Origin of the sequence: Oceanobacillus sp. FSL K6-0127 (assembly GCF_037983385.1) — a bacterium.
Taxonomy (GTDB): Bacteria; Bacillota; Bacilli; order Bacillales; family Amphibacillaceae; genus Oceanobacillus; species Oceanobacillus profundus.
On record NZ_CP150287.1, the window covers coordinates 1734315 to 1760277 of the forward strand.

General features: G+C 36.6%; 26 protein-coding genes, 14 tRNA genes and 1 rRNA gene. 36 read left to right on the forward strand and 5 right to left on the reverse strand.

The genetic code is table 11. The annotated features are described in order from the left end of the window. The first annotated feature begins 116 nt into the window (after nt 1-116). The 21 genes from rrf (at nt 117) to MHH64_RS08780 (ending at nt 7937) form a co-directional block, all read left to right on the forward strand. Nucleotides 117-232, forward strand: a 5S ribosomal RNA gene (rrf, locus tag MHH64_RS08680). A 119-nt stretch (nt 233-351) separates the two neighbouring features. Then, a tRNA-Asn gene (locus MHH64_RS08685) sits at nt 352-426 on the forward strand. A 3-nt stretch (nt 427-429) separates the two neighbouring features. Continuing rightward, nucleotides 430-521: transfer RNA gene (locus tag MHH64_RS08690), tRNA-Ser, on the forward strand. Between the two features lie 16 nt (nt 522-537). Further along, a tRNA-Glu gene (locus MHH64_RS08695) sits at nt 538-612 on the forward strand. A 4-nt stretch (nt 613-616) separates the two neighbouring features. Continuing rightward, nucleotides 617-692, forward strand: a tRNA-Val gene (locus tag MHH64_RS08700). Nucleotides 693-720: 28 nt separating this feature from the next. Continuing rightward, nucleotides 721-797 (forward strand) — tRNA-Met (locus MHH64_RS08705). A 5-nt stretch (nt 798-802) separates the two neighbouring features. Continuing rightward, a tRNA-Asp gene (locus MHH64_RS08710) sits at nt 803-879 on the forward strand. 19 nt (nt 880-898) lie between these two features. Further along, a tRNA-Phe gene (locus MHH64_RS08715) sits at nt 899-974 on the forward strand. Nucleotides 975-991: 17 nt separating this feature from the next. Next, nucleotides 992-1076, forward strand: a tRNA-Tyr gene (locus MHH64_RS08720). 14 nt (nt 1077-1090) lie between these two features. Next, nucleotides 1091-1164: transfer RNA gene (locus MHH64_RS08725), tRNA-Trp, on the forward strand. Nucleotides 1165-1178: 14 nt separating this feature from the next. Then, nucleotides 1179-1251: transfer RNA gene (locus MHH64_RS08730), tRNA-His, on the forward strand. A gap of 26 nt (nt 1252-1277) precedes the next feature. Beyond that, nucleotides 1278-1352: transfer RNA gene (locus MHH64_RS08735), tRNA-Gln, on the forward strand. 3 nt (nt 1353-1355) lie between these two features. Further along, a tRNA-Gly gene (locus MHH64_RS08740) sits at nt 1356-1430 on the forward strand. Between the two features lie 10 nt (nt 1431-1440). Beyond that, nucleotides 1441-1514: transfer RNA gene (locus tag MHH64_RS08745), tRNA-Cys, on the forward strand. Nucleotides 1515-1521: 7 nt separating this feature from the next. Continuing rightward, nucleotides 1522-1605: transfer RNA gene (locus MHH64_RS08750), tRNA-Leu, on the forward strand. A gap of 573 nt (nt 1606-2178) precedes the next feature. Then, nucleotides 2179-2781: a peptidoglycan-binding domain-containing protein gene (locus MHH64_RS08755; protein WP_339317260.1), complete on the forward strand. Its 603-nt coding sequence runs from the start codon at nt 2179-2181 to the stop codon at nt 2779-2781. A 576-nt stretch (nt 2782-3357) separates the two neighbouring features. Next, nucleotides 3358-3831 (forward strand): VOC family protein, encoded by a 474-nt coding sequence (locus MHH64_RS08760; protein ID WP_095310043.1) that lies wholly within the window; start codon nt 3358-3360, stop codon nt 3829-3831. 288 nt (nt 3832-4119) lie between these two features. Next, the gene (locus MHH64_RS08765) at nt 4120-4509 is read left to right on the forward strand and encodes a hypothetical protein (protein WP_095310041.1); all 390 of its coding nucleotides are present in this window, start codon (nt 4120-4122) and stop codon (nt 4507-4509) included. Nucleotides 4510-5418: 909 nt separating this feature from the next. Then, the gene (locus MHH64_RS08770) at nt 5419-6111 is read left to right on the forward strand and encodes a hypothetical protein (protein WP_340003076.1); all 693 of its coding nucleotides are present in this window, start codon (nt 5419-5421) and stop codon (nt 6109-6111) included. A gap of 212 nt (nt 6112-6323) precedes the next feature. Further along, nucleotides 6324-6908 carry a GNAT family N-acetyltransferase gene (locus tag MHH64_RS08775; RefSeq protein WP_095310036.1) on the forward strand — a complete coding sequence of 195 codons (585 nt, stop codon included), beginning with the start codon at nt 6324-6326 and terminating at the stop codon, nt 6906-6908. Nucleotides 6909-7145: 237 nt separating this feature from the next. Continuing rightward, a complete protein-coding gene (locus tag MHH64_RS08780; protein WP_095310034.1) occupies nt 7146-7937 on the forward strand; it encodes a phosphotransferase in 792 nt (263 codons plus the stop codon). 304 nt (nt 7938-8241) lie between these two features. On the opposite strand, the gene MHH64_RS08785 is transcribed toward MHH64_RS08780, so the two are convergent. From MHH64_RS08785 to MHH64_RS08795, 3 genes are all read right to left on the reverse strand, one after another. Further along, complete coding sequence (locus MHH64_RS08785; protein ID WP_118888613.1) at nt 8242-8784, reverse strand: VUT family protein; 543 nt, start codon at nt 8782-8784, stop codon at nt 8242-8244. 2 nt (nt 8785-8786) lie between these two features. After that, complete coding sequence (gene queC / locus MHH64_RS08790) at nt 8787-9446, reverse strand: 7-cyano-7-deazaguanine synthase QueC (protein ID WP_095310030.1); 660 nt, start codon at nt 9444-9446, stop codon at nt 8787-8789. Nucleotides 9447-10024: 578 nt separating this feature from the next. Continuing rightward, on the reverse strand, nt 10025-10621 hold the full coding sequence (locus MHH64_RS08795; protein WP_251661533.1) for a TetR family transcriptional regulator C-terminal domain-containing protein: 597 nt from the start codon (nt 10619-10621) through the stop codon (nt 10025-10027). Between the two features lie 91 nt (nt 10622-10712). Here MHH64_RS08795 and MHH64_RS08800 point away from each other — a divergent pair, with 91 nt between their 5' ends. The 5 genes from MHH64_RS08800 (at nt 10713) to MHH64_RS08820 (ending at nt 15455) form a co-directional block, all read left to right on the forward strand. Continuing rightward, the gene (locus MHH64_RS08800) at nt 10713-11252 is read left to right on the forward strand and encodes a hypothetical protein (protein ID WP_095310026.1); all 540 of its coding nucleotides are present in this window, start codon (nt 10713-10715) and stop codon (nt 11250-11252) included. A gap of 178 nt (nt 11253-11430) precedes the next feature. Next, the gene (locus tag MHH64_RS08805) at nt 11431-11865 is read left to right on the forward strand and encodes an HXXEE domain-containing protein (protein ID WP_340003077.1); all 435 of its coding nucleotides are present in this window, start codon (nt 11431-11433) and stop codon (nt 11863-11865) included. A gap of 177 nt (nt 11866-12042) precedes the next feature. Continuing rightward, nucleotides 12043-12423 carry a cupredoxin domain-containing protein gene (locus MHH64_RS08810; RefSeq protein WP_340003078.1) on the forward strand — a complete coding sequence of 127 codons (381 nt, stop codon included), beginning with the start codon at nt 12043-12045 and terminating at the stop codon, nt 12421-12423. A gap of 581 nt (nt 12424-13004) precedes the next feature. Beyond that, nucleotides 13005-14126 carry a winged helix-turn-helix domain-containing protein gene (locus MHH64_RS08815; RefSeq protein WP_340003079.1) on the forward strand — a complete coding sequence of 374 codons (1122 nt, stop codon included), beginning with the start codon at nt 13005-13007 and terminating at the stop codon, nt 14124-14126. A 48-nt stretch (nt 14127-14174) separates the two neighbouring features. Further along, nucleotides 14175-15455 (forward strand): MFS transporter, encoded by a 1281-nt coding sequence (locus tag MHH64_RS08820; RefSeq protein ID WP_340003080.1) that lies wholly within the window; start codon nt 14175-14177, stop codon nt 15453-15455. 629 nt (nt 15456-16084) lie between these two features. Here the strand turns inward: MHH64_RS08820 and MHH64_RS08825 are convergent. Together MHH64_RS08825 and MHH64_RS08830 are read right to left on the reverse strand one after the other, a co-directional pair. After that, nucleotides 16085-16498 carry a helix-turn-helix transcriptional regulator gene (locus MHH64_RS08825; protein ID WP_251661526.1) on the reverse strand — a complete coding sequence of 138 codons (414 nt, stop codon included), beginning with the start codon at nt 16496-16498 and terminating at the stop codon, nt 16085-16087. Between the two features lie 323 nt (nt 16499-16821). Next, nucleotides 16822-17100, reverse strand: a complete 279-nt coding sequence (locus MHH64_RS08830) for a hypothetical protein (RefSeq protein WP_340003081.1) — start codon at nt 17098-17100, stop codon at nt 16822-16824. A 306-nt stretch (nt 17101-17406) separates the two neighbouring features. On the opposite strand from MHH64_RS08830, the gene map reads away from it, so the two are divergent. The 10 genes from map to MHH64_RS08880 all read left to right on the forward strand — a co-directional run bounded on the left by map (nt 17407) and on the right by MHH64_RS08880 (nt 25939). Further along, nucleotides 17407-18147 carry a type I methionyl aminopeptidase gene (gene map / locus MHH64_RS08835; RefSeq protein ID WP_095310018.1) on the forward strand — a complete coding sequence of 247 codons (741 nt, stop codon included), beginning with the start codon at nt 17407-17409 and terminating at the stop codon, nt 18145-18147. A 313-nt stretch (nt 18148-18460) separates the two neighbouring features. Continuing rightward, the gene (locus tag MHH64_RS08840; protein ID WP_340003082.1) at nt 18461-19831 is read left to right on the forward strand and encodes an FAD-dependent oxidoreductase; all 1371 of its coding nucleotides are present in this window, start codon (nt 18461-18463) and stop codon (nt 19829-19831) included. 249 nt (nt 19832-20080) lie between these two features. Beyond that, the gene (locus MHH64_RS08845; RefSeq protein ID WP_095310014.1) at nt 20081-20311 is read left to right on the forward strand and encodes a hypothetical protein; all 231 of its coding nucleotides are present in this window, start codon (nt 20081-20083) and stop codon (nt 20309-20311) included. Nucleotides 20312-20466: 155 nt separating this feature from the next. Continuing rightward, nucleotides 20467-20727, forward strand: coding sequence for a hypothetical protein (locus MHH64_RS08850; RefSeq protein WP_340003083.1), 261 nt, complete (start codon nt 20467-20469; stop codon nt 20725-20727). Between the two features lie 288 nt (nt 20728-21015). Further along, nucleotides 21016-21840: a class I SAM-dependent methyltransferase gene (locus MHH64_RS08855; protein WP_340003084.1), complete on the forward strand. Its 825-nt coding sequence runs from the start codon at nt 21016-21018 to the stop codon at nt 21838-21840. A gap of 315 nt (nt 21841-22155) precedes the next feature. Next, nucleotides 22156-22716: a biotin transporter BioY gene (locus MHH64_RS08860; RefSeq protein ID WP_095310008.1), complete on the forward strand. Its 561-nt coding sequence runs from the start codon at nt 22156-22158 to the stop codon at nt 22714-22716. Nucleotides 22717-22723: 7 nt separating this feature from the next. Further along, a complete protein-coding gene (locus tag MHH64_RS08865; RefSeq protein ID WP_340003270.1) occupies nt 22724-24169 on the forward strand; it encodes an AMP-binding protein in 1446 nt (481 codons plus the stop codon). Next, on the forward strand, nt 24166-25260 hold the full coding sequence (locus tag MHH64_RS08870; RefSeq protein ID WP_340003085.1) for an acetyl-CoA C-acyltransferase: 1095 nt from the start codon (nt 24166-24168) through the stop codon (nt 25258-25260). The genes MHH64_RS08865 and MHH64_RS08870 overlap by 4 nt, the downstream gene beginning before the upstream one ends. Further along, nucleotides 25257-25598: a hypothetical protein gene (locus MHH64_RS08875; RefSeq protein ID WP_095310002.1), complete on the forward strand. Its 342-nt coding sequence runs from the start codon at nt 25257-25259 to the stop codon at nt 25596-25598. Before MHH64_RS08870 ends, MHH64_RS08875 begins: the two co-directional genes overlap by 4 nt. After that, a complete protein-coding gene (locus MHH64_RS08880) occupies nt 25565-25939 on the forward strand; it encodes a MaoC family dehydratase (RefSeq protein WP_340003086.1) in 375 nt (124 codons plus the stop codon). The genes MHH64_RS08875 and MHH64_RS08880 overlap by 34 nt, the downstream gene beginning before the upstream one ends. The last annotated feature ends 24 nt before the right edge of the window (nt 25940-25963 follow it).

The following is a 25963-nucleotide window of genomic DNA, read 5'->3' on the forward strand; positions in this document are numbered from 1 at the left end:
TTTTAAGGTATAAACCTTATAAAAACCTAACTTTATACTTGATTTTTTTTCAAAAACGATTATAATATTGGTTGTCACTGATTTTCTTGAGGTTCACTTGGGTGATAATTATATTGTCTGGTAGCAATAGCGAAGAGGTCACACCTGTTCCCATGCCGAACACAGAAGTTAAGCTCTTCAGCGCCGATGGTAGTTGGGGCTTTGCCCCTGCAAGAGTAGGACGCCGCCAGGCAAGTAAATTCCTTACCATACAAGAGCTGTATGACAGGAATGAAGCTACTCTAAAATATCTCATTTGGTGGGACGAGCAATTTATGTTTGAAAAACCAAATAGATTTCATTTTGGATTATTCCACAGTAGCTCAGTGGTAGAGCAATCGGCTGTTAACCGATCGGTCGTAGGTTCGAATCCTACCTGTGGAGCCATACGGAGAGCTGTCCGAGTGGCCGAAGGAGCACGATTGGAAATCGTGTAGGCCGTTTACGCGGCCTCGAGGGTTCGAATCCCTCGCTCTCCGCCACTATTACATAAAATAAGGCCCGTTGGTCAAGCGGTTAAGACACCGCCCTTTCACGGCGGTAACACGGGTTCGAATCCCGTACGGGTCACCAATATGGAGGATTAGCTCAGCTGGGAGAGCACCTGCCTTACAAGCAGGGGGTCGCAGGTTCGAGCCCTGCATCCTCCACCATATTTCATCTTAATACTTTATTTCATACCGCGGGGTGGAGCAGTCTGGTAGCTCGTTGGGCTCATAACCCAAAGGTCGTAGGTTCAAATCCTGCCCCCGCAACCAAAAATGGTCCGGTAGTTCAGTTGGTTAGAATGCCTGCCTGTCACGCAGGAGGTCGCGGGTTCGAGTCCCGTCCGGACCGCCATTTAAAATATTTTAATTATGGCTCGGTAGCTCAGTCGGTAGAGCAACGGACTGAAAATCCGTGTGTCGGCGGTTCGATTCCGTCCCGAGCCACCATTTACTTCAATTTAGTTGGAGGGGTAGCGAAGTGGCTAAACGCGGCGGACTGTAAATCCGCTCCCTCAGGGTTCGGCAGTTCGAATCTGCCCCCCTCCACCATTTTAATAAATAATAGGGGTATAGTTTAACGGTAGAACTACGGTCTCCAAAACCGTCAATGTGGGTTCGATTCCTACTACCCCTGCCATTTACAATTATATGGCGGTCGTGGCGAAGTGGTTAACGCACCGGATTGTGGCTCCGGCACACGTGGGTTCGATCCCCATCGATCGCCCTCATATAATTAACAAATTTATTGATTGGGCCATAGCCAAGCGGTAAGGCATCGGGTTTTGATCCCGTGTACCCTAGGTTCGAATCCTAGTGGCCCAGCCATATGCGGAAGTAGTTCAGTGGTAGAACATCACCTTGCCAAGGTGGGGGTCGCGGGTTCGAATCCCGTCTTCCGCTCCATTTTATTTTTGGCGGTATAGCCAAGTGGTAAGGCAGAGGTCTGCAAAACCTTTATCACCGGTTCAAATCCGGTTACCGCCTCCATACCTATGCCGGTGTGGCGGAATTGGCAGACGCGCGGGACTCAAAATCCCGTGTCTTCACGGACGTGTCGGTTCGACCCCGACCACCGGTATCGATATTATGATTTAAGTAAATTACAAAAGGATTTTGGCTCCTAAACCTTTATATCTAAGGGTTTAGGAGTTTTTTTGTGGATTTTAGAATCTAATAGTAAAAAATCTTTGTTAGATTCAAGCAATAGAACGAGATAACTAGATGTTCTTGTATAATCTACCTGGTAAGCTACTATTAAGAAAAGCAACATTCGAATGATAGATAGGAGAGATAGCGGTTGGCAAATGTATGGCCATTTTGAGGTTTCATAGATAATATTATTGATAAAAATAAAAATAAGTACACAATAAAGTGTTTCACACATTTTTAATAGGGTATATGTAAAATATTCAATTAATTACCTCTTGGAATAAGAAGGCGAAGGAGGTGGTCGAGAGCGAAAGGAAAAAGGGAAATAGACCTATCGCTTGTGACCAAACTGGCCTCACCATGCACCATCTGTATGCAGACGTCGATACATCGGGATAATAGTGCGGGCTATCAGCTGAGGATAACAAAAGATATGACAAGGGATCGACTGTCGTATCTGCCTATGCGACTGCCGAAGTCTATATTATTTTAGGAGGAGATTATGTTGAAAAAGAAATGGTTAGCAGTAATACCTGCAGTTATGCTTGTAGCAGTGCAAGTTGTTCCCTTTCAAACTGTAGACGCAGCCTCGGAAAATGATTCGATTCAACTATCAGAATCAGAAATACCACCAGGATACGAAGCGATATTAAATTGGCCGCCTGAAGAACAGCCGATTGTCAAACAGGGTAGCCAAAGTTTTGAAGTTGAATTTATACAAGTGATGTTAAATCACTTTGGACATGAAACAGAAGTCGATGGAAATTTTGGCCCACATACAGACCAACAAGTCCGTGAATTACAAGCAGAGCATGGTTTAGTCCGGGACGGGATTGTCGGTGTTGATACATGGACACTACTACTTGACGAATATCAAGCAGAGTTGTTTACAGTAGAAACAGCGATTGCTTATGCAGAGGATGCCCTTGATAATGATGATTTAGTATTTAGTAGCGCTGGCGAGCTTCATGAGGACTCAGACGGCAACTTATTTTATTCTTTAAGAGCACAAAGTCAGGATTTTATTGATGACGGAGGTACTGGCACGGTTGGATTCTATGATGTTTTTCAAAATGGAGATGTTGTGGAATCGGAACCAAGATAGACATCGACTTAATAGATTGAATTTTTAATAGAAAGTCCCTGATTATATCTCTCGGGGCTTTGACAAAAGCTTTTTAAATCAGTGTTTTGATATAATCTACGACCCCGCACATTGGTATCTATCACTTAGGCTATCAAGGCTTTCAACGTTTATGTTGAGAGCCTTTTTTACGCAGTAATTATAAATAATGATCAGTTATTTGTAATGAACTTCAACAAGAGTTTAAGCTTGTCATCAATCATTTTCTCTTGATTCCTTGACCTGTAAAATGTCCCCATATTCCCTCGATAGGATTTAAAAAAGCAATAGGTATAAGCCTAGTCTCGTATTCTTTATCGTTAGCTGTGCAGAAGAGATGCATGTTCTTTTACATAATGCAGGTACGTGCTTTAATGCTTGGATTGCCTTATCGAAATCCCTATTAAAGGAGGGATTTACGCTAATATGTGAAGGAGGCATTCTTAGCCATTAATCTGTAACAGGTTAAGAGCCTTACTACTTAAACCGTCATTTTAACAAAATCCGGGGAGTGACAGCCACTTACAAAGGGAATTAGCTTATCAGGAGGGATTTATAATGACAGCAATTACACATATAGGTTTATCCGTTCCCGATATTGAGGCAGCTATCAAGTGGTATGGGGAGGTCTTGGGCTTTAAACTAATTGCTGGGCCATATACCTTTGTCTCAGAATTAGAAAAGGAACATAATATGACCAATGACTTATTGGGTAAAAACATCAAAAAAATGAGGAATGCGCATTTGGTTTCGCAGAATCAGGTTGGTCTCGAGCTTTTTGAATTTCAAGAACCAAAAATGGAAGAAAGAAGAAAGCAGGATTATCAAGGCTATTTTCATATTTGTTTAATAGCAGATGACTTGGAAAAACTTGCGGATAAAATTGCAAATTCAGGTGGGGAAAAGCGGAGTGAGATCTGGAATACATGGAAAGGGAAGCCTTATTATTTAGTTTATTGTGAAGATCCATTTGGAAATATTATTGAACTTTACAGTCATAGTACGGAGACTATGTATGCCAATAAGGAATAAACGTTACAGCAAATTTACTTGTATTTAGTAATTTTTAAGAATGAAAGATTATTAAGGGCGAGATTTGATTAGAACTCGCCTTTTTGTATGTAAAGGTTCTGATATTATGTCTAAGCTGTAATTTTTAAAAATATGACTTAAATGTAATGATAATATATGGTAAGATAACTTTGTGAAATGATGTACTTAATGCAACGGGCAGGTTAGTGTAAGGAGAATATTGGCTCTTTCTTATTGAAGTATAGGAGTAGGTTTGTTAAAGATTTATTTTGGATAAGAGGTTAAATTTTGGCTGTTTACGAATTTATCGCTTGTAATCAGAAACTAAAATCCTTTGAAGAAGCATTATCAGATGAAGAGATAAAGTCTTACAACGAACTACTTAAAATAGGATTTAAAGAGGAACAAATACAAATTCGTGTAATTGATCTAAGTAAAATAGATCGTAATAAGAAAGTATTTTTAATTAATCTCCCAGAGGAGCTTCAAAACAGTCCGTTGGTTATCGAGGAGGATTTCCATAATCCTTATGCTCGTTTTTTAACGGATAAGAAGTTTATTTATAAAGTAACAAATGCAGAAAAGGTAGTTTCCCATCTTGCAGCATATTTCGGGGATTTTCAGATACATGGAAGGAACTTGAGCTTTGGCGAGTATTACAAGATGACTATAGTGTAGATAGTTTTGAAGTTCCCAAAACAGTTATAAACTTGCATAACCTGAAATTGGAGAAATTAGAAGCATTTTATGAAAGAGCAGTACCTAATCAAATGGTACTTTTCAAAATTAAAATTGTGTTTAGTTAAGGGTATTAATGATATTGTTTAATCAACTAAATGGACTGTCCTAAAAGAAGGATATGCACTCTTTTTTTGTTGAATTTTTAGAGAGCAATAAGGGGATATAGATGACCTCTACTAAAATAATGTTACTGGGTATTGCACGGATGCTTGTTGCGTACTATGTACCACATAAAGCGGGTTTTAGAATAAGTGGCTATGAAATTTATCTATTGGTTTGGGATTTATTTTTGTAATAGTTGGTCTCATCAAAAAGGATAAGCAAGTAAATTCATAGATAAGTTACTAAAGTAGCTAATGCGATAGGTAATTCAATAAGAATGATAATATTGTATTAATGTTGGTTAAGAGGTGATTATATTAAATTTTTACGAATTATACTACCAGTACTTCCAATTCCATTCCTATTTCATTTTTATGAATATAATAGCCATTTGACGAGACAAGAGCCAGTTTTCCTATTCCCAGGATTCTTACTATTCATAATAATTGTTGGATTACAGCTAAGAAAGGTTAAACTACTTCGAATATTCCTATCAGTCATTTTTATGACCATCCTTTCATTGTTATTAAGTTATTTCTTTATATCTGATGACGGAGGCTGGTTTAAACCCTTTGGAAGAGATACTGTGGTTTTAGGTACTTCAGTAATTTATATTTTAGGGCAGGTTATAGTAATCTCGATCAGTAACTGGAAGACTACTGGAAAAAAGTAAAGTTATTCAACTAATAGGTAGCATAGTATGACTAAGAACTTGTAGAATTCACGTTAGAAATAGGAGGGAATATGAAATATAGAAAGATCGTTACCGTTTTAATAATTCTATTAATATTATGTTTTGGATTTTATCAATATATGGATAAACAACACTATGTAAGGTATATGTCTCATCAGTTATCAGGTGCTGTTTCGGGTATGTCTTCTGCTTTATATAATAACCAAATAATGTATGAAGAAATTCTTGATTCCAGAAGCATTACATTGGAGCAAATGGATATGATCTTGAGTTATAATGGTAGTTTCGGAGTAAAAGTTCGGGAATTAAAAATGATAGCGGTTAACTTTTTTGAACGTGCATCGGATGAGGAATTAAATTCCATAACTGCATTTACAGCGTCTGATATTAATTCATTTTTTTATGAAATACAGTGGGATATTGTCTATGAAGAAAAACTTGATAATTTATCAGATTTGACGACTATACTGAGTAAAAATGAAAGGATTAAATTGAATGAGGATGAACTAGAGCACATACATACTATCCAGGCATTAAATTCCTTATGGAGGGAGGCCCTGATTAATAATATAAATGGAATAAATCCAGATACAGGAACGGTAAATACTGATTTATTCTTCGACATATACCGTGAAAAAGGATTTATAAAGGATGATTGGATAAATCTACTAATAGATTTTGACTCAATTACAACGGAGTTTTTAGAAGAACACGAAAAATTTGAAGCAACGATTACGAAGTAAAAAAATTATCAGGTTGCCTTAAATTATGTATTAAACGATCTGGTGCACGAGATAAATAAGGCAACCAGAATGTGAAATTCTTTTTTTAAATAAACGGATTTTAAGCTATCGAGGCAGGTTTATTGTGTAGAACTATTTTTTATATAGGGTGTTATATTTTTCACTTCAATTATGAGGGTCTTAAATTCTGTATCGATGGGAGAAAATATAAAATGTTTATTCGTGAATATAAAGATACTGATGAAATCAGTTGGGTTCGATGTAGAACCCTATCATTTTTAAATACAGCCTACTTTGATAATGTGTTAAATAAAAAAGAAAAATACGAAAATCCTGCAATTGAATTAGTAGCCGAATTAAACGGACAAATTATCGGGCTCATTGATGTAGAGTATGAAAAGAAAGAAAAGACTGTCTGTTCAAGAGGACAAGGCTTAGGGGGGATGATTTGGCATGTTGCAGTACATCCAGACTACTATCGCCAAGGAATTGGAAAGCAACTTCTTCAAGAAGCAGAAAAGCGAGCTACTAATTTAGGATTAAATCGATTTGAAGCATGGACTCGAGATGATTGCTGGGTACGGAATTGGTATGAAAAAGTGCAGTTTAAAAAAGTCTATTCCTATTACCATATTTACTTCGAAGGATATGAAATGAAAAATCGAATTCAAAGTACCATACCTAATCTCCACCTAGTAAATACATTCGCTCACTATGTAGGAGAAGATATTGAGCAATTTGAATCAGACAACGAGCGAATTTATGAATGTGTTTGCTATGAAAAATATTTTAAGTGATTTTAAATAGCAAAGATAATTTTTCTATAGTTTATTTTAATTTATATAGTACTTTTTCAACTATAGCGTGCAAGAGTACAAAAACGATCCTAGAACAATCACCATGTTTAAAATCTTTATTTTGAATGTTGCGTTATTATTAAAGGTGGAGTTAATAAACGAAAGAGGTAGGACTATTGGAAATCAGGATTTGTTTTGAGAATGTCTAGTTGTCCCAATAATGGAGGGGGTTCTCAGGTGTCAAATTATGAAAACGAAGAAATGCTAACTGGAGGGAACGTCTCAAAAGTATATCGTTCAGGGGATACTGTTCGACGAGAATTAAAGCGAGAAAGCACTAAAACTCACAAGATATTAAAGCATTTGGAAAACAAAGGATTCAGCTATGCACCAACGTTTCTAGGTATTGATGAAAAAGGTAGAGAGATATTATCATTTATTGAAGGAGAAGCTGGCAACTATCCTTTAAAAAAATACATGTGGTCTAATGATGTTTTAAAGGAAATAGCGAAAATGCTTCGTCATTATCATGATGCCGTGAGTGATTTTTTAATTGAAGCGAGTTGGCAATCAATAGATAATACCCCCCAACCATTTGAGGTACTATGCCATAATGATTTTGCAATATACAACATTATTTTTAATCATAAAAGACCAGTAGGTATTATTGATTTTGACCTTGTTGGTCCTGGTCCAAAACTTTGGGACATAGCCTATACTCTTTACACGTGTATCCCATTAAGTAGATTTTACTATTCTGAAGCAGGTGAGGCAGTTCATTATAATTCCTCACTGCATGCCGATCGTATAAAACAAAGAATTACACTGTTTTTTGAATCCTATGGTGAAGGAATTGAGGAAGGTTATCTGGAAATGGTATTACTACGATTAGAGGGGTTATGTCAAACAATAAGAAGAAAAGCCAAAGAAGGCGATATTTCTTTTCAAAAAATGATAGAAGCAGGGCATCTTGAACATTATCATAATGATATTAAATTTATTCGTGAAAATGGAAAGGAGTGGATTTAAGAGGAATTTTTTTGAACTAACGAGGTTTCTTTAGCTTCATAAGAAATTGTTGTATGAATAAATAACGGTACTTCCTAAATGACAATGCAATTGACATCGATTTGTCTGTGCGTAATAGCTATATATTATCTGAAAAGAACTTTAATATTTTGATGGCAAAACAGCCTGAATTAGCTATTAAACATTGAGATAACAGCCCAAATGACGTAGCCAATTCATACGTCATTTGGGCAATTTCATTTTATATGATATGGCACCTCAAAATATATTCCTTTGAAACTCCTAACCCCCTGTTTACGTGAATTTAGCTTGCTGTTACCCTTCTTGCTCTCATCACATACACTTGATTTAGTGCCAGAGCTCCAATCAGCTGAATAACGGTTTTCGCAATTACCTGGCCTGTAATTGCTGCTGGAACGGCCCCCCAAGGGATAAAACCTGCACCTAGTGGACTTAATCCAACAATTACGAAAACAACGGAATCTAGTAATCCACCAACAATTCCGCTATAAAATACGCGCCATGCGATTGGCAGTTTTAACCTCGTATAAATCTCTGTATCTGCCGTTTCAGAAATAATAAAGGATAGGGCGGAAGCTGCAACAATCATTAATGTATCTCCCAGTAAAGAGGAGACCACACCGGATAATATCAATGCGGTAAGAATGAATAAATAGGTCTTTGCTCTTCCGTACTTGTTTTGCACCAAGTCACGAAAGATAAATGTCGCACCGATTAGAAATGTTCCCATAGGAATAATAAATATACCAATCTCTAAAGGCATCATTGCCGCAGTAATAACATTAGCCGTGACAATTGAAATTAAATAAAAGAATACACGTAACATATTTATTTCTCTCCCTTTTTCAGCAAGTATTGCTCTAACCCATTATTTCGAAGCTTGCAAGCTGGACATGCTCCACAGCCATCAGCCTTTACACCGTTATAGCAAGTCAGTGTCTTTTCCCGAATGACATTCAATACGCCTAACTCATCTGAAAGCCCCCAGACTTCCTCTTTATCCAACCACATTAGCGGTGTATGGATTACAAACGGTTCATCAATCGCCAGATTTAGCGTTACATTTAATGACTTGATAAAACTATCTCGACAATCTGGATAACCACTAAAATCCGTTTCACTAACCCCTGTCACTAAATGCTTAGCACCAACTTGTTTTGCCAACACACCAGCGAAGGATAGAAAAAGTAAATTTCTTCCTGGTACAAAAGTGTTTGGTAGCTCCGTTTCATCTCCATCAGCTACCTCAATATCGTTTCGCGTTAAGGCATTTGGTGCAAGTTGATGAAGCAGCGACATATCTAAAATATGATGTTTTACACCAACGTCTTCTGCAATCTCTTTCGCACATTCAATTTCTAATTTATGGCGTTGCCCATAATCAAACGTAACTGTTTCAACTTCTCTAAATTGTTCCATTGCCCAGAATAAACAGGTCGTGCTATCCTGTCCTCCGCTAAAGACAACAATGGCTTTATCTTTTTTCATGTAAAAACTCCTTTTAAAAAGAAAATACAGCACTAAGAAAGGCTGTTTTCTTAGTTTTTTTAAGAGGGTAGCTAAAAACCTCTTTTTATTCGTTTTAAAGATTATATTCTTCTCGGAATATGTATGACCATACCTTTGTATAACCTAGATTTTAAACAGGAAAGGACCAGTCGAAATACTTGTTTGTCTAATTCTTTTAACTCCTATATATGCCTATTTCCAGACATGAAAAAACCTCCCCGTATTTTTCAAAAACACTAAGAGAGGCTATAGCAAACTACGATTTTAACAAAAAAAGCCACATCCAATATGGACATGGCTAATCGTCAATGTATCCATAGTTTTTTATAGAGGGTATCAGCTATGAACCTCTTCCGATTCTGTGTTTCATTCCTAATTATCATAGCTGAGAAAGCGGAGGGTGTCAATATGGTTGGTTGAGGTGAGCACTATTAGTAGGGTGAAATTGCTAAAAAGCTGATGATACCTGGCGATAGCATTCGTTATCGTCGTAACAGTTCATCAGCTTTTTACGGTTTAGGCGGTATTGTAATAAATAAACTAACGAATTGAATAACTTATTTGCAAAGTGATTGAAGGTGATAGTTTAAAGTCTGGATCATTTTTTCTTGAGTAAGTTGCTTCGAATTCAATACGTGATGCATAGCCATACCGTCAACGATTGCATGAAGCCTGTTTACTTCCATATTGAGATCAAGTTCGTCCTTTGCAAATTGTAATAATTGCAAGGTCTCTATGACTTTCTTAAATCCTTGATGCATGTCGTTGTACATTTTATTGCTCAGTTCATGGAGGGTGTTATCGACAAGAACTTTTGCAGAAAAAGCCAGCCATACCTCCATTTCTATCTTTCGCTCATCATCGATGGGTAGAACTTCACACACACCATCTGCAATAAATTCCAACGATACCGGACCCTTTGGAAATTTTCTTGTTTTTACCCGTTGCTTGACACGAACTGAAACCAATTCCATGGAAAAGCGCAGCAATTCTGACTGTGATGCAAAATAGTGTCTTACCGCACCAACGGACAGTCCAGTAGTCTCGGCAATTTTCCTTACTGTTGCTTGTTCGATTCCCTCCTCTACAATGACTTTCCATGTAGCTTCTGCGATCTGAATTTTTCGTTTATAATGATCAACTATTTTTGGCATATATTTATTTTAACACACTTGTATTAAATAAACCATTCTGTTATTATTTTAATGCAAACGTATTAAATAAAATGTAGAGGAAGTGTTCCTGTTGATTGGTTGGTTGATTATAGCCTGTGAGATTGGATTTTGGGTGTTTGTTTTAGCTGGATTGACATCTAGATATATTTTTAAGAAAAAGCGATTGGGAACATTTTTACTCATTTGTTCACCAATTGTCGACCTCATATTGCTTATTGTAACTGTATTTGATTTGAAAAATGGAGCAGTTGCGACTATCTTCCATGGAATTGCTGCGATTTATATTGGAGTAAGTGTAGCCTTTGGCCATCAAATGATTAAATGGGCGGATGCGCGTTTTAGTTATCGATTCGGAAATGGTAATGAACCGATGAAAATAAAATATGGAAAAGCACATGCCAGAAAAGAACGGGAGGGATGGTATCGTCATTTGTTGTCCTGGTTAATCGGTGGGGGAATATTAGTGGGTATTATTCTTTATATCAACGATCATTCACAGACTCAAGTATTGTTACGTACCATACAGTTCTGGACGCTGGTTTTGGTCATTGATTTTATAATAAGTATCAGCTATACGTTATTCCCGAAAAAGCAAAAAGGCACAATGTAAAAAATATTTCGACTGAATTGTAAGAAAGCAGTACTTGGCTATTTGTTTTACAATTATGATTGCCGTTAATCCAATGAATAAAATTACTTTTAAAGGTGGATGTCTGTGGATATCAATCTATTAATTTGGTCCTTTTTAATCATCTTCATGCTTCATAATTTTGAAGAAATTATCCTGATTGAAAGATGGTAAAAAAACATACCCAGTTGTCCGTGAGCGAATACTTCCGTTCGTCAAAAGAGAGATCGATCAATTCGAAACAATGACTGCAGCTCGTTTTTCCTTGGTTGTGGGTATACTCTTTATTCTCGCATCTGCTTTAATAACAATAACAACCAATCAATCAATATTACTTATTCCTAGGGTAGGGATCAACATTATTTTTGCTTTAAATATCTTTATCTATCCCCTTCAGGCATTTGTATCAAAATGTTATGTTCCAGGATTATGGACAACAATATTACGTATTATTCCATATAACATCATCTTTTTTCACGAACTGTATCATCAAGAAATCTTTGATTTGACTACAAATTTAAAAGCTTTAGTGGTGATTATACTATTTATACCAGCCTTTATAATGAGTCATAAAATAGCGGAGAAGTGGGTTTGAATCGTATGGAATCATGTTAAAAGGGTTTATGTTAAGGTAATCAATAACATTAAGAAATCCATTTTAAATTTTATTGCTCTTTTTAAAATCCCTAAATACCATTCATGTTTCCTAAAATAAATATCCTAATAATTTGTAATAACTTGAAGAAAATAGTGTAAGGAAAGGAGGGATTATATGTCTATCAAAAAATCCTTAGCTGGATTACTTGCGTTAATGATGGTTATGTCTATTTCAGTGCCACTCCATGTGTTTGCAGCAAGCGGGGCTGGAACAGAGCCAATGGAGCCGGTAAATGAGATGATAGTCGAGTTGCACGATGATTTCTTTAATCCAGATGCGATTACGATTGCTAGTGGGGAATCGACAGAACTATTATTGGAAAATGTAGGTCAGAAGCAACATACCTTCACCGTGGAAAAGCTTGGTATTGACGCCGAGCTTCAGCCGGGAGAACAGAAAACCATTACCATAGAACCGCAAGAAGCCGGTACATACGAACTTATTTGTCGGTTTCATGAAAATGAAGGAATGGTTGGAGAAGTAATCATCAAATAATAAGCAGGATTAAATGATCTTACTTTTTGTTAATACACATTAATAAGCGATAGTCTAGCTTGAGAGCTATTCTATCGCTTTATTTTTTATGTCTTCTTTACCATACGTTTTCGATGCAAATTTGGGTTTAATTTCTGTGATTTAATTAGCGGCTATAATAAGACTAGTACCAGTAATCTTATTCATGTAAGCATCACATGTAAAAATAGGAGGGACAATATCATGCCAAAAAATGATTCGCTAATCGCTTCTTTTGTTGCAGTTGTAGACTTGAAAGCAATATCCCTGACAAATTGAGCATACTGTTAAGTAGATGATGGAATATAGTGTTTCTTTTTCAAAGGTTGTTGGAATATCGCTTTGAATAAAAATCTAGAAAGACGCCATATATCAGTTTATAATTGCTATTAAATTAGAATTTGAATATTATATTAATATTTTTTGTTAGAAAGTGAATTAAGTAAGGTTCTAGCTATATTACCAAGAAACCTAAGTTTAAAATATTGAGAATTCTAGCTAGTAGTTTCCTTCTATTACAAATTTCGGTAATAGAATAATGTATATATTTGGAGGGGGAAATGATGAGGTTTTTCGAGGAGAATTATTCCATAGCTTTTGATGGTACGAAAGTTACTTTACTGAGGAAGGAATTCTTTCTTCTAAAATATTTATATGATAATAGCGGGCGAGTTTTTTCCCGTAATGAACTGCTGGACGCTGTCTGGCCATTGGAGAATCCGACGGACCGTACGGTTGATGATCATATTTATAGACTTAGAAAAAGTTTATACCCTTTTCGTGAAAGTCTATCCATTAAAACAGTGAAAGGATTAGGTTATTATTTAAGATTAGAGGAAAAGGATAATGAATTATCGATACCTATTCCCGAAGAGATATCCCAGCAGGCAAACCAATTATTTGATACATATTATAAATACGGTCAAGGAAAAGCATTAAAAGAATGGATGACAAATAAGTCATTGGGCTTCCCGATAAATGAGAAACGAGAAATAGTACTTTTATGGCTTCGAAGTGATTTTGATTCACTCTTAAAAAAACTGGACACAACGGCGAATATCTTCTTCTCTTTACTGCTTTATGGATTTGTTGAAAGTAATGCAAATAAAGTAATTGAGATGTATGAGAAAATTCTTCAAAAGAATATTTTGAATGAAAATGAGCGAATGGATATAACTTGTTTCAGTTTGCCGATGTGGTATATGAAAATAAATAAACCGGAAATTTCTATGCAGCTTGTACAAAAAGAACTTAGTGCCATAAAAACTAGCGATCATGGGTTTTTACCATTCTTAAATATGATGAAAACGATTATTCTCTTTTATGAAAACAGGATGGAGGAAGTGGAAGAAGGACTTAACACGGCAGAAAATATGTTAGTACGTTTACCGTTTTTAAGAGAACAGGGTGCCCAGAAGGTAGTACAAGGGTTATTTCTTATAAAGAAAGGAAGGGAAAAGGAAGGGGAGAATACGATTAATGAAGGGATTCATATTATTCATCAATCAGGACACACTTCCTATTTTCTGTTAATTTATCAAATCCTGAATCTGTTATTTCCTAAAGCAGGCGCAAAGAAAGAACTGATCCATCATTATAGAAAAGAAGAAGCCAGCTATTACAGGAATACGAACTTAAACAAGTTAAAGACAGAGATTAAAAAACAAATTCGAGCCTATCTCTGATATTCCTCTGATATTCATCACTTATCCTGTACGAAGGAAGGTGATGAAATGGAAGATCAAACAGTTGAAAAAATGGCAATTTGGAAAAATCGTACGTATGTTATGTTATTCAGTTCATATGCTATCTCTACGTTCGGAAGTTTTTTCGATATGCTGGCTGTCATGTTGTTGTTTAGCTATGTGTGGCAATCGGAACCATGGATGATTGCACTTATACCTGTTGTATATGCTATTCCTTATGCTTTATTCAGCCAGTTTGCGGGCGTTTTAATTGACAGAAGTAAAAAGATTAGGATTATGCTCCTGGCTGATTTACTGACAGCACTTTTTACTTTTGCCCTTATTTTCATATCCAGTCCATGGGGTATGTTAGGAATTATTCTTTTACGCTCTTCAATTAATGTGGTCCACTTTCCTGCCCAGCAGGCACTTGTCAGGCAGGTAGTCCATCCAGATCTAATTTTAAAAGCTATCACATTAAACGGTACCGTTAATCAGTTATCAAAAGTAATTGGTCCTTTCCTCGGGGCTTCAATTGCTACAGCATTTTCACCAAGGATGAGTTTTATCGTTTATGTAGCTGCTCTTCTGGTTTCTGTATGTATTCTTTTATTTTTACGTCATGTGGACACGGACGAAGCCACAATTACACTTGAAGGAGAAAGGACTGAAAGCGATTCTTTCTGGAAAACATGGCGGGAAGGCTGGGTGATTATACTCCACTCAAAAGTATTAGTGACAAGCTTTTCTTTTTCGCTTATTGCGTTTATGTCCATCCAATTAGTAGATGCACAATTTGCTGTATTAACTCGAGAGCTTTATTCAGACAATCCTTCTGTTTTAGGCTGGCTGCTATCTACAGTAGGGGTTGGAGCGATAGGTATTATTATTTATTTGAATCAATTAAAAAATATCAGAAAATATGGCTGGTTCCTGGGCAGCTCGATACTTTTCATTGGTGCCGGTGTTTTTATAATGGGGATGCTATGGCCTGGGGTGAGTTATTGGTGGCTGATTGGAGCCTCGCTTATAATAGGTGTAGGAACTGGTATATTTAGTGTAGTTTTTAGTTATATATTACAAATGGAAAGTCCAGATGGAAAGGTAGGTCAGATGTCGGGAATGTACAATTCCCTGAACGGAATCATTTTACTGGTTGCCCCCATTACTGGTGGATTCCTTGTACAATTATTTGGGGTGTTCACTATTTTCCAAGTGATAGGAATGATTACAGCACTGATTGGGCTTTTTGGTATTGTGATGCAGAATGTGTTATGGGGAAGACGGGACACTGAAAAATCAAGTAAGGAAGAACGAGACATTGTTTAATTTCATATTATCTATATAATCATCTAATTTAGTTTTACCATGTCATATTGTATTATACCCGTAGAGTAGGTGATTTAAGGCAAGTTCAATGAGCAACAAACAATCTCCTCAGCAAAGTTTTTTTAAAGCCTAAAATCGGGTATCAATATATATCTATAGTCATACAATATAAAAAAGGCTTGGTGCTGTAACACCAAGCGGGTTTGTGCAGTAGCTTTTTAAAGGGCAGCTCACAAATCAGCGAAAAATAACCACACGAATTGCTAGCTGGGCGATATGGGTGGTTATTTTTTTTGGTGAAAAGACAGTACGGATACGATCAAAGAAGCAAATGACATACAGATGACCAAGCTTTCAAATACCGTCATTATCTCAGCCCCTTTCTTCTTGAATCAGAGGGATGAGCCACCAGGTAAAGTCCTGCACACATTAAATTTATCTAGAATCTTCAAATTGCTGTTGCTGCAATAAAACCACAGTGATTCAATTAGTTAATAAACCCCTGAAGTTTAATCATTAGAAACTTTTGCTTTGTTTTTATTTAGTTTAGTTAAACGTATGGTGAGGGTGACTTGTACTATTCCAAAAAAATAAAAAAAACGAGTTTTTTTACTCGTTCTATCTCCATCTCAGTCGGATTTTTTAATATATAAACACTCATGAATAGGTGGACAGCCTAATGCCAGCCAAATAGCAAAAAAAGTGTCCGCTCTTAACGTTTTTTCATTATTAAAGATCAAACTAAGGTTTGCCTTTTTAAGTCCAGTCCTTTTACAAATATCAACTTGTCTAATTTTCTTTTCTTTCGCAATGTCCTTAAATCGATTTTTAACTTCTAAACTATCCAAGCCCTCAGAATTTAGTACAGGGGACATTGCTTCAACATCCAATAATTTAGAAATGGCTGCTCCTTTTATAAAATCCTCAATTTTGGCTTCTGGAGTATCACTTCTCCCACGGAATGAATTATCTAAATTAATCCAGTCAATTACATTCTTTATCTTTTCATACGTTTCATCTTTCATTTCAATTTCTATTCTCATGTATAAAAACCTCTTTTCAAGTACATGATATTCAATAATTAAAGGCTTTAAAGGAGTTGTACCCTGTGTTTTGTAAAAATAATGATGATTTAAAGGAATATGTTGAAGACATATTAGATAAGGGAAGAAAAGGATGAATTCCATTTAACTATATGAGTGATTTTGTTTAACTATGCTAAACTTTTTTGATAAAAAATATAGCGAAATTGAAGATGATGACGTCTTTTATCATGAAATTTAAATTTTGTTTCCACTAGCCCCTGTTCTAAAAAACAAAAACAGAGGCTAGTGAATTTTGCTTAGTTTATTTAATAACAGCAATTTTATACCGAATTACTTTTGAATAGTCTAATCAAAAATAAGAAGAATAATCCGATTGTGACGCCTGTAATATCAAAACCAGCAATTTTTCGAAGCATCGGCTCAATAAATGTATAAGCGGTAAAAATCCCCGAAAGACCAAACACCATAATCGCAATCACCATGATGACATTTCTATTTTTTAAGTTTCTAAGTTCCTTTTTCAAATTTGCTGTTATAAAATACAATAAATGCAACACGAAAAGCTGATGACACCTGGCGATAGCGTTTGTTATTGCCATTAGATCCATCAGCTTCTTTTGGGATAATTCCGTTTTGAGGCGTACATAAAGAATCAAATTAAATGGAACGATCAAATGGCTAATAAAAGCTGCCTGAAATTAGACAGCTTTTATAATTATAATGACAGGAATGTTAAGTTTTTTTATAATTAAAGACATGAAATTGTATTTATCCTGACAACGAAGGTTATCTTAAGAGTGTTGTTTAACTTGTGTTCAACTATCGGCCACATTGAAAAAGAAAGGGCAGTTCCATTTCTGCTAAAATTTAAAATTATAAAATACTTAAAGAAGTGAGGATCCACGATGATTGCAAAGACGGAAGAGGATTTTAATGGACTAAAAGAAATTGGTAAAATTTGTGGAGCTATTCGAGATGAATTAGTTCAATGTACGAAACCTGGAATTACGACAAAAGAACTCGATGAAATTGCTGAGGAGATGTTTAAAAAGGCAGGAGCTCAATCTGCGCCAAAAGGAGAATACGATTTTCCAGGGATTACGTGCATTAGCATAAATGAAGAAGTAGCGCATGGGATTCCCAGTGAGCGGATCATACAAGAAGGGGATCTTGTAAATATTGATGTTTCAGGCTCTAAAAATGGATATTTCGCAGATACTGGTATTTCCTTTGTTGTTGGGAAGGGAGATAAAACTTTGCAGAAAATATGTGACGTTGCTAAAGAAGCATTCGACGCTGGACTTGAGAAGGCAAAACCGGGTTCGAAAAAAAGTGCTCTCGGAAAAGCTGTACATAATGTAGCGAAAAGGCATGGCTTAACTGTCATAAAAAATCTTACTGGGCATGGTGTTGGGCGCTCGATTCATGAAGCACCAGAACATATTTTCAATTACTTCTCTCGTTGGGATGACGAAATTTTACAAGATCGTATGGTAATTGCCTTTGAACCTTTTATCTCTACATTTGAAGAAGAAGTTTTTCAATCCGAAGATGGATGGACCTTCCTAACTGATGAAAGCTTTGTAGCTCAATACGAACATACGATTATTCTTACGAAGGAAGGACCGATTATTACTACATTGTAAGAACTTAATACAACACAATTGGCTCTCTGTTTCTTCTTTAGAAACTAATATGCCGATATAATTAGGAATATCCTGGATTAAGATAAAAGGCAGTGAATGAAATAGAGAATTTAAATGCAGGTGGTTTAGATTCTCTTATTGTAAACGATGTTAGCAAAGACAAAATTGATGATGTCTATGTGTCCGGCAGCATAGACGTGACATTCAAAAAAAATTTCTCATCACCACTTGTGAAATGATGAACAAAGTGATATAGTATATTTACGATGCGAATATGTGAAGTATTGAACAAACAATTGGAGGATGATGAATAATGAAAGTAGCAGTTATTGGATGTACACACGCTGGAACAGCAGCGATTAATAATATAGTGAACCTTTACCCAAACGCACAGATTGATGTTTTTGAAAAAAATGATAATGTTTCATTCCTTTCTTGCGGTATTGCTCTTTATGTAGGTGGTGTCGTGAAGGATCCGAATGGACTGTTTTACGCTTCTGTGGAGCATTTCGAGCGACTTGGTGTAAACATGCATATGAATCATGAAGTAACAGCCTGCAATCTAGATTGGAAACAAATCCAGGCAAGAGATATGAAAACAGATGAAACAAAAAGCTATAGTTATGATAAATTGATTATCGCTTCTGGTTCTTGGCCTGTAACACCGCCAATTCCAGGATCTGATTTAGAAAACGTATTGCTATGTAAGAACTTCGAACATGCAAAAGAGATCATTAAATGTTCTGAATCTGCTCGAAATGTTGTCGTTGTTGGTGCAGGATACATTGGTGTGGAACTCGTTGAAGCGTTTGAAGAAAACGGAAAAAACGTCACATTGATCGATAGTGAAGAAAGAATTCTAAATCGTTATTTAGATGACACATTCACTTCCCCTGTGGAAGCAAGCTTCAAACAGCGGGGCATTGAACTTGCTCTTAACCAAACAGTTTCCCAATTTGAAGGAACCGGGACTGTTAAAAAGGTAATCACGGACAAAGGAGAATATAACGCAGACTTAGTTGTAATGTGTGTTGGATTTAGACCGAATACAGGACTATTTAAAGGGCAAATAGAGATGTTGGATAATGGAGCAATTATCGTTGATTCGTATATGCGAACAAGTGTGCAAGATGTGTATGCTGCGGGTGATTGTTGTGCTGTGCCAAATAATGCAACAAAACAGCATAGCTATATTCCATTGGCAACGAATGCAGTAAGAATGGGTACACTTGTGGCTCATAATCTGTTGAATCCTATCTTGGAACATCCTGGAACACAAGGAACATCTGGATTGAAAATATACAATCATAACATTGCTTCAACAGGATTAACCGAAAGTGCTGCAAAATTAGCAGGATTATCTGTAGCAAGTGCCACTATGGAAGATAATTATCGTCCGGAATTCATGCCGGAAAATGCGGTGATCCAAATAAAGCTTGTGTATGAAACAGAAACACATCGTATTGTTGGGTCGCAAGTCATTTCTGATGCCGACTTTACGCAGGCAATCAACACGATAAGTGTTGGTATTGCCAACCATATGACGATTGAACAATTGGCATTAACCGATTTCTTTTTCCAGCCACATTACAATAAACCAGTAAATTTCCTAAATCAGGTAGCACTGAAAGCAATGGCTAAGGAAACTGAAAAGGTTAGGAAACAAGAACAAATATTAGTGTAAATACAAATCTAACCCGAGCATGCGAAGTCACTTTGCATGCTCGGGTTTTTATTTTTGAATATATTAAAAACTTTAAATATATGATAAGCTGAACAAAATACTGTGAAAAAGATGTACTTATAGTATATGGTGCGTTAATTAAAAAGGATTAACGCTAATTGACATAGAAGTTATTGTACGAACGGGGGAGGATAATTGAATATAGAAGATTGAAAGGAAAGTAATTCACAACAAAGGGAGGTATAAAAGGTGGACTTATTACTCTGGATAACTATTGGTTTCATAATAATCGGATTTGTTGTTCTTACTTCTATGAAAAAAGGTATGGAAAGTAAGCTCGCTTTTATAACAACAAGTATGGAAGACGAGGAAAGTTCAACAAAAGCTACATCCATAATTTGGTGGATAGTGAGTACCACAGCTTGGGGAATAGTGAGTATGATTCTTATTGTTTGGTGGTTTCATAATCACTTTGGATAACTGTTGGTTTCAAAAAGAACTTAAACAAATGGGTGCGATCCTATCCTATTTTGTTGAATATTTATAATCAATCAGACAGGTAATTTTAAACATCTTTTGATATTGCACCGTCTAATACGAAAAGGAGGCAAATTGACTGTAAAAGACTTATTTTCTTGATCATTCTTTTATTAATTACAGTTGGGTGCGGTCATGATGTTTCAGAACCTAAAATTACTCAAGCCAAAGCAGAAGCAATTGTTTTGCAACATCTTACTGAAGACCGAAACAAAGTCGAAATTAAAATAAAATCAGTGAGCAACAGTAGAGGAAAGTACATCGTTGAATGGGAAATCGATAAGAATTGTGAGTTTGGTGCTGTTCAAGTAGATGACCAAAGCGGTGAATTACTAGAAGCTGAGGAAACAAATTGTTAGGGTAAGGAAAATTTAAAGAAGATATTTTTTAACTAACATCTGTGGTATTACCAGCTAAAAGCAGAAAAAGACTTCAAGAACTGGGCACGATTGTGAAATAAACTTCTCTTTCCTACTTCAACTATACGGTGCTTTAACGAAAGATCGATTGACGTTCGATTATTGTACTAAATGGCAGGTTTGTTTTAACAAGGGGATTACTGTTTAGTGAATGACTATAATATTTGTCTAAAGTGCTTGAAATTATCTAGAAACAGAATAAGTCACTAAGTAATCTGGAGGTGGACAATGACATTTGTTGAGTTAAACAGTAAAACAACAACGTTTTTATCTAAATATAAGCTCTTCGAAACAGATAAAATACAACAAGTCCAACTGCAACACCGTTTGGATTTAATGGAAGCATTTGAAGTTAAAAAGGGAATGAGTGTACTAGAAATTGGCTTTGGACAGGGTGATACATCCGTAGCATTAGCAGATACAGTAGGAGATTATGGGAAAGTTATCGGCATTGATATTGCCAGTCGGGACTATGGAGCTCCGTTGACATTAGGACAAGCAACAGACGTAATCAAGAGTTCTGTATTGGGAGAGCGTATTACATTCCATTTTGAAGTGGATCTTGAATCATTTGAATCAAGTGAAATATTTGATGTGGCAGTGTTGTCTCATAGTTCCTGGTATTTTAAAAGACCTGAAGATTTACTCCGTTATTTTAAGAAATTGCGTAGAATGACGAAATGTATATGCTTAGCAGAGTGGGATCTTGACTTTACTCACATATCGCAGCGTGCCCATTTTTGTGCGGCTTCCATTCTAGCCTTGTACGCGAATTTTGTGGGAAATGATGGAAATGTACAAAACGTGTTTCATAAAGAACAAATTCGGAAGTTGCTTGAAAAGGCAGGTTTTCAAATCGTTAAACAAGGTATGGTCGATGCCTCGTATTTACAGGACGCACAGTGGGAAAAGAGTTATGCCAATAGCATTCGTAAAGAGTTCGCCAATGTCCCCTCGATGATTCAAACATTGGTTACCAGCTATTATGAACTGATGAATGTGTCAAATGAAAATGAGAAGTCATTAAACAGTTTCATTCTATATGCAAAGTAATTGGATGATTAAGGAACATTGCAACTAAAGACCAAATGAGCCTTATTTTCTTATTGTATTAATTGGTGCAAGAGTTGAAGATAAGATCAAACTGCAGCTATTGTGCTAAGGCGACAGGTTACTTGAAGAAATAGTTAAAATACAAACGTTGAAGATAGTGTAATTCAATATTTAACAAAGGAAAAGAATATATTAAAAGTTCACCATCGTAACGCTTATTTATAATGCATCAAAATTAGCAAGTGGTCGTATCAATTTACTAAAAATGATATTTATACTACACTATTGTTAACTTATAATCAGGAGTGGTTGACAATGGATGTAAGAAAACTTGTATATGTATCATTATTTGCAACAGTCATTGGGGTATTAGGGTTATTTCCTCCGATTCCATTGGGGTTTTCACCAGTTCCGATAACGCTGCAAACATTAGGTGTTATGCTTGCTGGAAGTGTGTTAGGTGCTCGTTTTGGACCCAAGTATGCTTCGTATAGTTTAATTTTATTTTTATTATTAGTTGCTACAGGACTGCCATTATTGTCAGGTGGCAGAGGCGGTCTGGGCGTGTTTGTTACACCCTCAGGTGGTTTTCTCATTGGCTGGGTTGCTGGTGCATTTATCATTGGCTACATATCCTATAAAATGAAAGAAACATCCTTATTTAAATTAATGGTAGCTAATCTTGTTGGCGGTATGTTGGTTATCTATTTGTTTGGGATACCGTTTCAGGCTTTTGTGATGGAAATCTCGATTGGGCAAGCAGCTCTCTTAAATTTGATCTATCTACCAGGTGATTTCACAAAAGTCATGATTGCTTCGTTACTAGCTATTAAATTACAGAAGCGTGTTCCGCTTTTAAAGGAGGTCAAAGCTTAAGTTGAAAGTGACGAGTACATATAAAAAACATAACGAATTATACCCTAATAAGCCTGCAATTATTACAGAACAAAAACATCTGACCTATGGGGAATGGTATGAATCCGTACAACGAACAGCAGCCGCTTTTTCGATGGAAGCGGGCACAACAAGAAGGGTTGCACTTTTTTTGCCAAATGATGACGTGTTTTTACAAGTATTTGCAGGTGCATGTGAGGCTGGCTGGGCTAGTATTATTGGTGATATGAGATGGAAAAAGAGAGAAATAGAAGCACGATTGAAACAAACGTCACCCGATTTCATTATAGCTGATAAAAAAATGAGAAAGATTCTGGCTGATTACCCTATCAAGGTTGTGTTTTCCGATGATTTGGCTCAATGGGTAAATAGTAAAAGTCTTCAAAAGGCAGATTTAGAAGAAAATGTCCCATTTTATATTGGATTTACTTCCGGCTCAACTGGAATGCCAAAAGCTTTTGTACGTTCGCATGCTTCGTGGATTGAGACATTTACATGCAATCGAGAAGATTTGGGGATGAATGGAAGTGAACACGTACTGATCCCTGGGTCATTTGTAAATTCAACGTTTCTTTATGGGGCAATAAGTACGCTCTTTGATGGTGGTACAGTTTATTTGCTGAAGAAATTTAATGCTCAATATCTGATGAGGACCATTGATATATATCCTATATCGACAGTTTATGTTGTTCCGACAATGATACAGGCAATGATAAATGAAGGATATCAAAGTGACAGAAAGGTGACCATTATTTCAACGGGGGCCAAGCTGTTGCCAAGTGTGAAGAAGGCGTTTCGAAAACAATTTCCCAGTGTGCTCATTCATGAATTTTATGGTGCGTCAGAGCTTAGTTTTGTTTCCCTTATAAAAGACGATGCGAATGAAAAATATGATACATCTGTTGGCAAAGCTTTTCATAACGTAGAGATTTGCATCATGAAGGAAGATGGTAAAAAAGCGGAAGTGGGAGAAGAAGGAATATTATATGTGATAAGCAATATGTTTTTTGATGGATACATTGATAATCCAGGCGAAACGAAAAAGGTTCTTCAAGGAGATTGGGCTACAGTGTATGATGTTGCCAAAATGGATGAAGATGGGTATATATACATTCTTGGTCGGAAAAATGACATGATTTTATATGGAGCGTACAACATTTATCCACAGGAAATAGAAAAGATGCTTAAAAGCCATCTTGGTGTAAAAGAGGCTGCAGTCATTGGAATCAGTGATGTGTATTGGGGAGAGAAGGTGGCTGCTTTTATCCAGGGCGATGTTTCGATCCAATCCTTAAAAAACTATTGTCTTAAAAACTTAGCGGCATACAAGATACCTAGAATTTGGAGGAAAATCGACTCTTTTCCGGAAACAGCTGGTGGCAAAGTTTCCCGTCAAGAATTGAAAAAGCGGTTCGAACAAGGTTTTTATGTATGAGAAATGCAGTGATTGTAAATGCGAAACGAACGGTAATTGGAAAGAAAAATGGTGTTTTGAAACACTATTCTCCAGAACAGTTAGCATCTTTTGTTATCCATGATCTTACAAAAGAACTTAACGAATCAGTTGATGATATCATTTTAGGAAATACGGTTGGTCCAGGTGGAAACCTTGGGCGACTTTCAGCATTGGAAAGTGGTCTGCCATACATGGTTCCAGGATTAACAGTTGATCGGCAATGTGGTTCCGGGCTAGAAGCAATCCGTCTTGCCTGTCATCTCATTCAGGGAGGCGCAGGCGATATCTATATTGCTGGTGGTGTGGAAAGTGTGAGCACGTCCCCCTTTAAAAGTCGAGCTCGTTTTTCGCCAGCGTATATCGGTGACCCTGATATGGGGATTGCAGCCGAGAATATTGCTGAAAAATACAGGATTACAAGAGAAATGCAGGATGAATTCGCGAATTTAAGCTATCAGCGATCACTTGATTCCCATGAAAAAGGATACTTTTCTGATGAGATGGTCCGGATTGCAGATATTTCGTTTAGAGATGAAGAATTAAAACCAGATTTGAATTATGAGCGGATGTTAAAGCGCGTGTCCCCCTGTTTTAAGAAGAATGGAACGGTAACAGCGGGCAATTCTTGTGGCGTTAATGATGGGGCGGCAGCTGTTCTAATTATGTCAGAAGATAAAGCAAAGGAGCTAAATCTGCAACCAATCCTTCGCTTTGTAGATAGCAGTGTAATCGGAGTCGATCCGAACTACCCTGCGTCAGGTCCGATTCCAGCCGTTTCGAAGCTCCTATTTAAAAATAAATTATCCATAGAAGACATTGATCTCATTGAACTAAATGAAGCATTTGCGGTGAAGGTTGCATTATTTGCTCAAGCGCTTTCGTTTTCGTATGACCGTATAAATCCAGAAGGCGGTGCGATTGCGTTAGGACATCCATACGGTGCATCAGGAGCGATTCTTGTGACAAGATTGTTTTATGAGGCACAAAGACTTGAGCCCAATTACTGCATTTCAACTATTGGAATTGGCGGTGGCCTTGGTATAGCGGTGCTCTGGGAGAGAATAATATGAAATCAAAAAGGGTTTGTGTGACGATTACTGAAAAAATGGTGGAAAGGTATGAAGCGATTTTTGGCAAACAAAAACAATTGCCACCGACTTTTCCGATGTTATTTTATAAGTATATCGAAGTACCATGGAAATACGAAGCAGAACCTATTCATCGAAAGCAAAAATGTGTTTGTCATTCTCAACTTATGATTGGCGAAAGTTACGAATGTGAAGTTTTGCTTGATCGAAAAGTGAGAAGAGGAATGAATACATTTTATACACAAACCCTTGTAGGTTTCGACTTAGAAGGAAAGGAGAGCTTTCGATGTGTATCCGAACTAATTGTAAGGTCATCTTAACAGAAGAAAAAGTAAAACAATATACGCTATTATCAGGTGATCAAAATCAAATTCATCATGATGAAAAGATTGCAAAGCAATACAAGTATAGGCAGCCGATTGCCCATGGAATGCTAATCATGGGTATTGGTGCTGCGCTTTGTTCTAGTCTTTTGGAAAGCAATGTGATGATTTCCGATTATGAGATGAATTTTCTGCAGCCAGTATATGTGAATGATGAACTGCAACTGATTGTAGAAGAGAAAAACGATTTACAATGGCTTGAAGTCAAGGGAACAGTCCAAGATGTACAGGTGGCACGAGGGAGAGTGCAATTTCAGAAGGCAGATAAGAATATATAATTGTTTCAGGTAGCTCTAAAATCG

Bases quoted from the DNA above. Each gene is read 5' to 3' on its own strand.
- MHH64_RS08880 (WP_340003086.1), top strand. From the start codon at position 25,565: ATGTGTATCCGAACTAATTGTAAGGTCATCTTAACAGAAGAAAAAGTA.
- queC (WP_095310030.1), bottom strand. From the start codon at position 9,446: ATGAAAAAAGATAAAGCCATTGTTGTCTTTAGCGGAGGACAGGATAGC.
- MHH64_RS08830 (WP_340003081.1), bottom strand. From the start codon at position 17,100: ATGGCAATAACAAACGCTATCGCCAGGTGTCATCAGCTTTTCGTGTTG.
- MHH64_RS08770 (WP_340003076.1), top strand. From the start codon at position 5,419: ATGAAATATAGAAAGATCGTTACCGTTTTAATAATTCTATTAATATTA.
- MHH64_RS08820 (WP_340003080.1), top strand. From the start codon at position 14,175: ATGGAAGATCAAACAGTTGAAAAAATGGCAATTTGGAAAAATCGTACG.
- MHH64_RS08825 (WP_251661526.1), bottom strand. From the start codon at position 16,498: ATGAGAATAGAAATTGAAATGAAAGATGAAACGTATGAAAAGATAAAG.
- MHH64_RS08755 (WP_339317260.1), top strand. From the start codon at position 2,179: ATGTTGAAAAAGAAATGGTTAGCAGTAATACCTGCAGTTATGCTTGTA.
- MHH64_RS08855 (WP_340003084.1), top strand. From the start codon at position 21,016: ATGACATTTGTTGAGTTAAACAGTAAAACAACAACGTTTTTATCTAAA.
- MHH64_RS08870 (WP_340003085.1), top strand. From the start codon at position 24,166: ATGAGAAATGCAGTGATTGTAAATGCGAAACGAACGGTAATTGGAAAG.
- MHH64_RS08815 (WP_340003079.1), top strand. From the start codon at position 13,005: ATGAGGTTTTTCGAGGAGAATTATTCCATAGCTTTTGATGGTACGAAA.
- MHH64_RS08785 (WP_118888613.1), bottom strand. From the start codon at position 8,784: ATGTTACGTGTATTCTTTTATTTAATTTCAATTGTCACGGCTAATGTT.
- MHH64_RS08840 (WP_340003082.1), top strand. From the start codon at position 18,461: ATGAAAGTAGCAGTTATTGGATGTACACACGCTGGAACAGCAGCGATT.
- MHH64_RS08860 (WP_095310008.1), top strand. From the start codon at position 22,156: ATGGATGTAAGAAAACTTGTATATGTATCATTATTTGCAACAGTCATT.
- MHH64_RS08810 (WP_340003078.1), top strand. From the start codon at position 12,043: ATGTCTATCAAAAAATCCTTAGCTGGATTACTTGCGTTAATGATGGTT.
- MHH64_RS08875 (WP_095310002.1), top strand. From the start codon at position 25,257: ATGAAATCAAAAAGGGTTTGTGTGACGATTACTGAAAAAATGGTGGAA.
- MHH64_RS08760 (WP_095310043.1), top strand. From the start codon at position 3,358: ATGACAGCAATTACACATATAGGTTTATCCGTTCCCGATATTGAGGCA.
- map (WP_095310018.1), top strand. From the start codon at position 17,407: ATGATTGCAAAGACGGAAGAGGATTTTAATGGACTAAAAGAAATTGGT.
- MHH64_RS08795 (WP_251661533.1), bottom strand. From the start codon at position 10,621: ATGCCAAAAATAGTTGATCATTATAAACGAAAAATTCAGATCGCAGAA.
- MHH64_RS08775 (WP_095310036.1), top strand. From the start codon at position 6,324: ATGTTTATTCGTGAATATAAAGATACTGATGAAATCAGTTGGGTTCGA.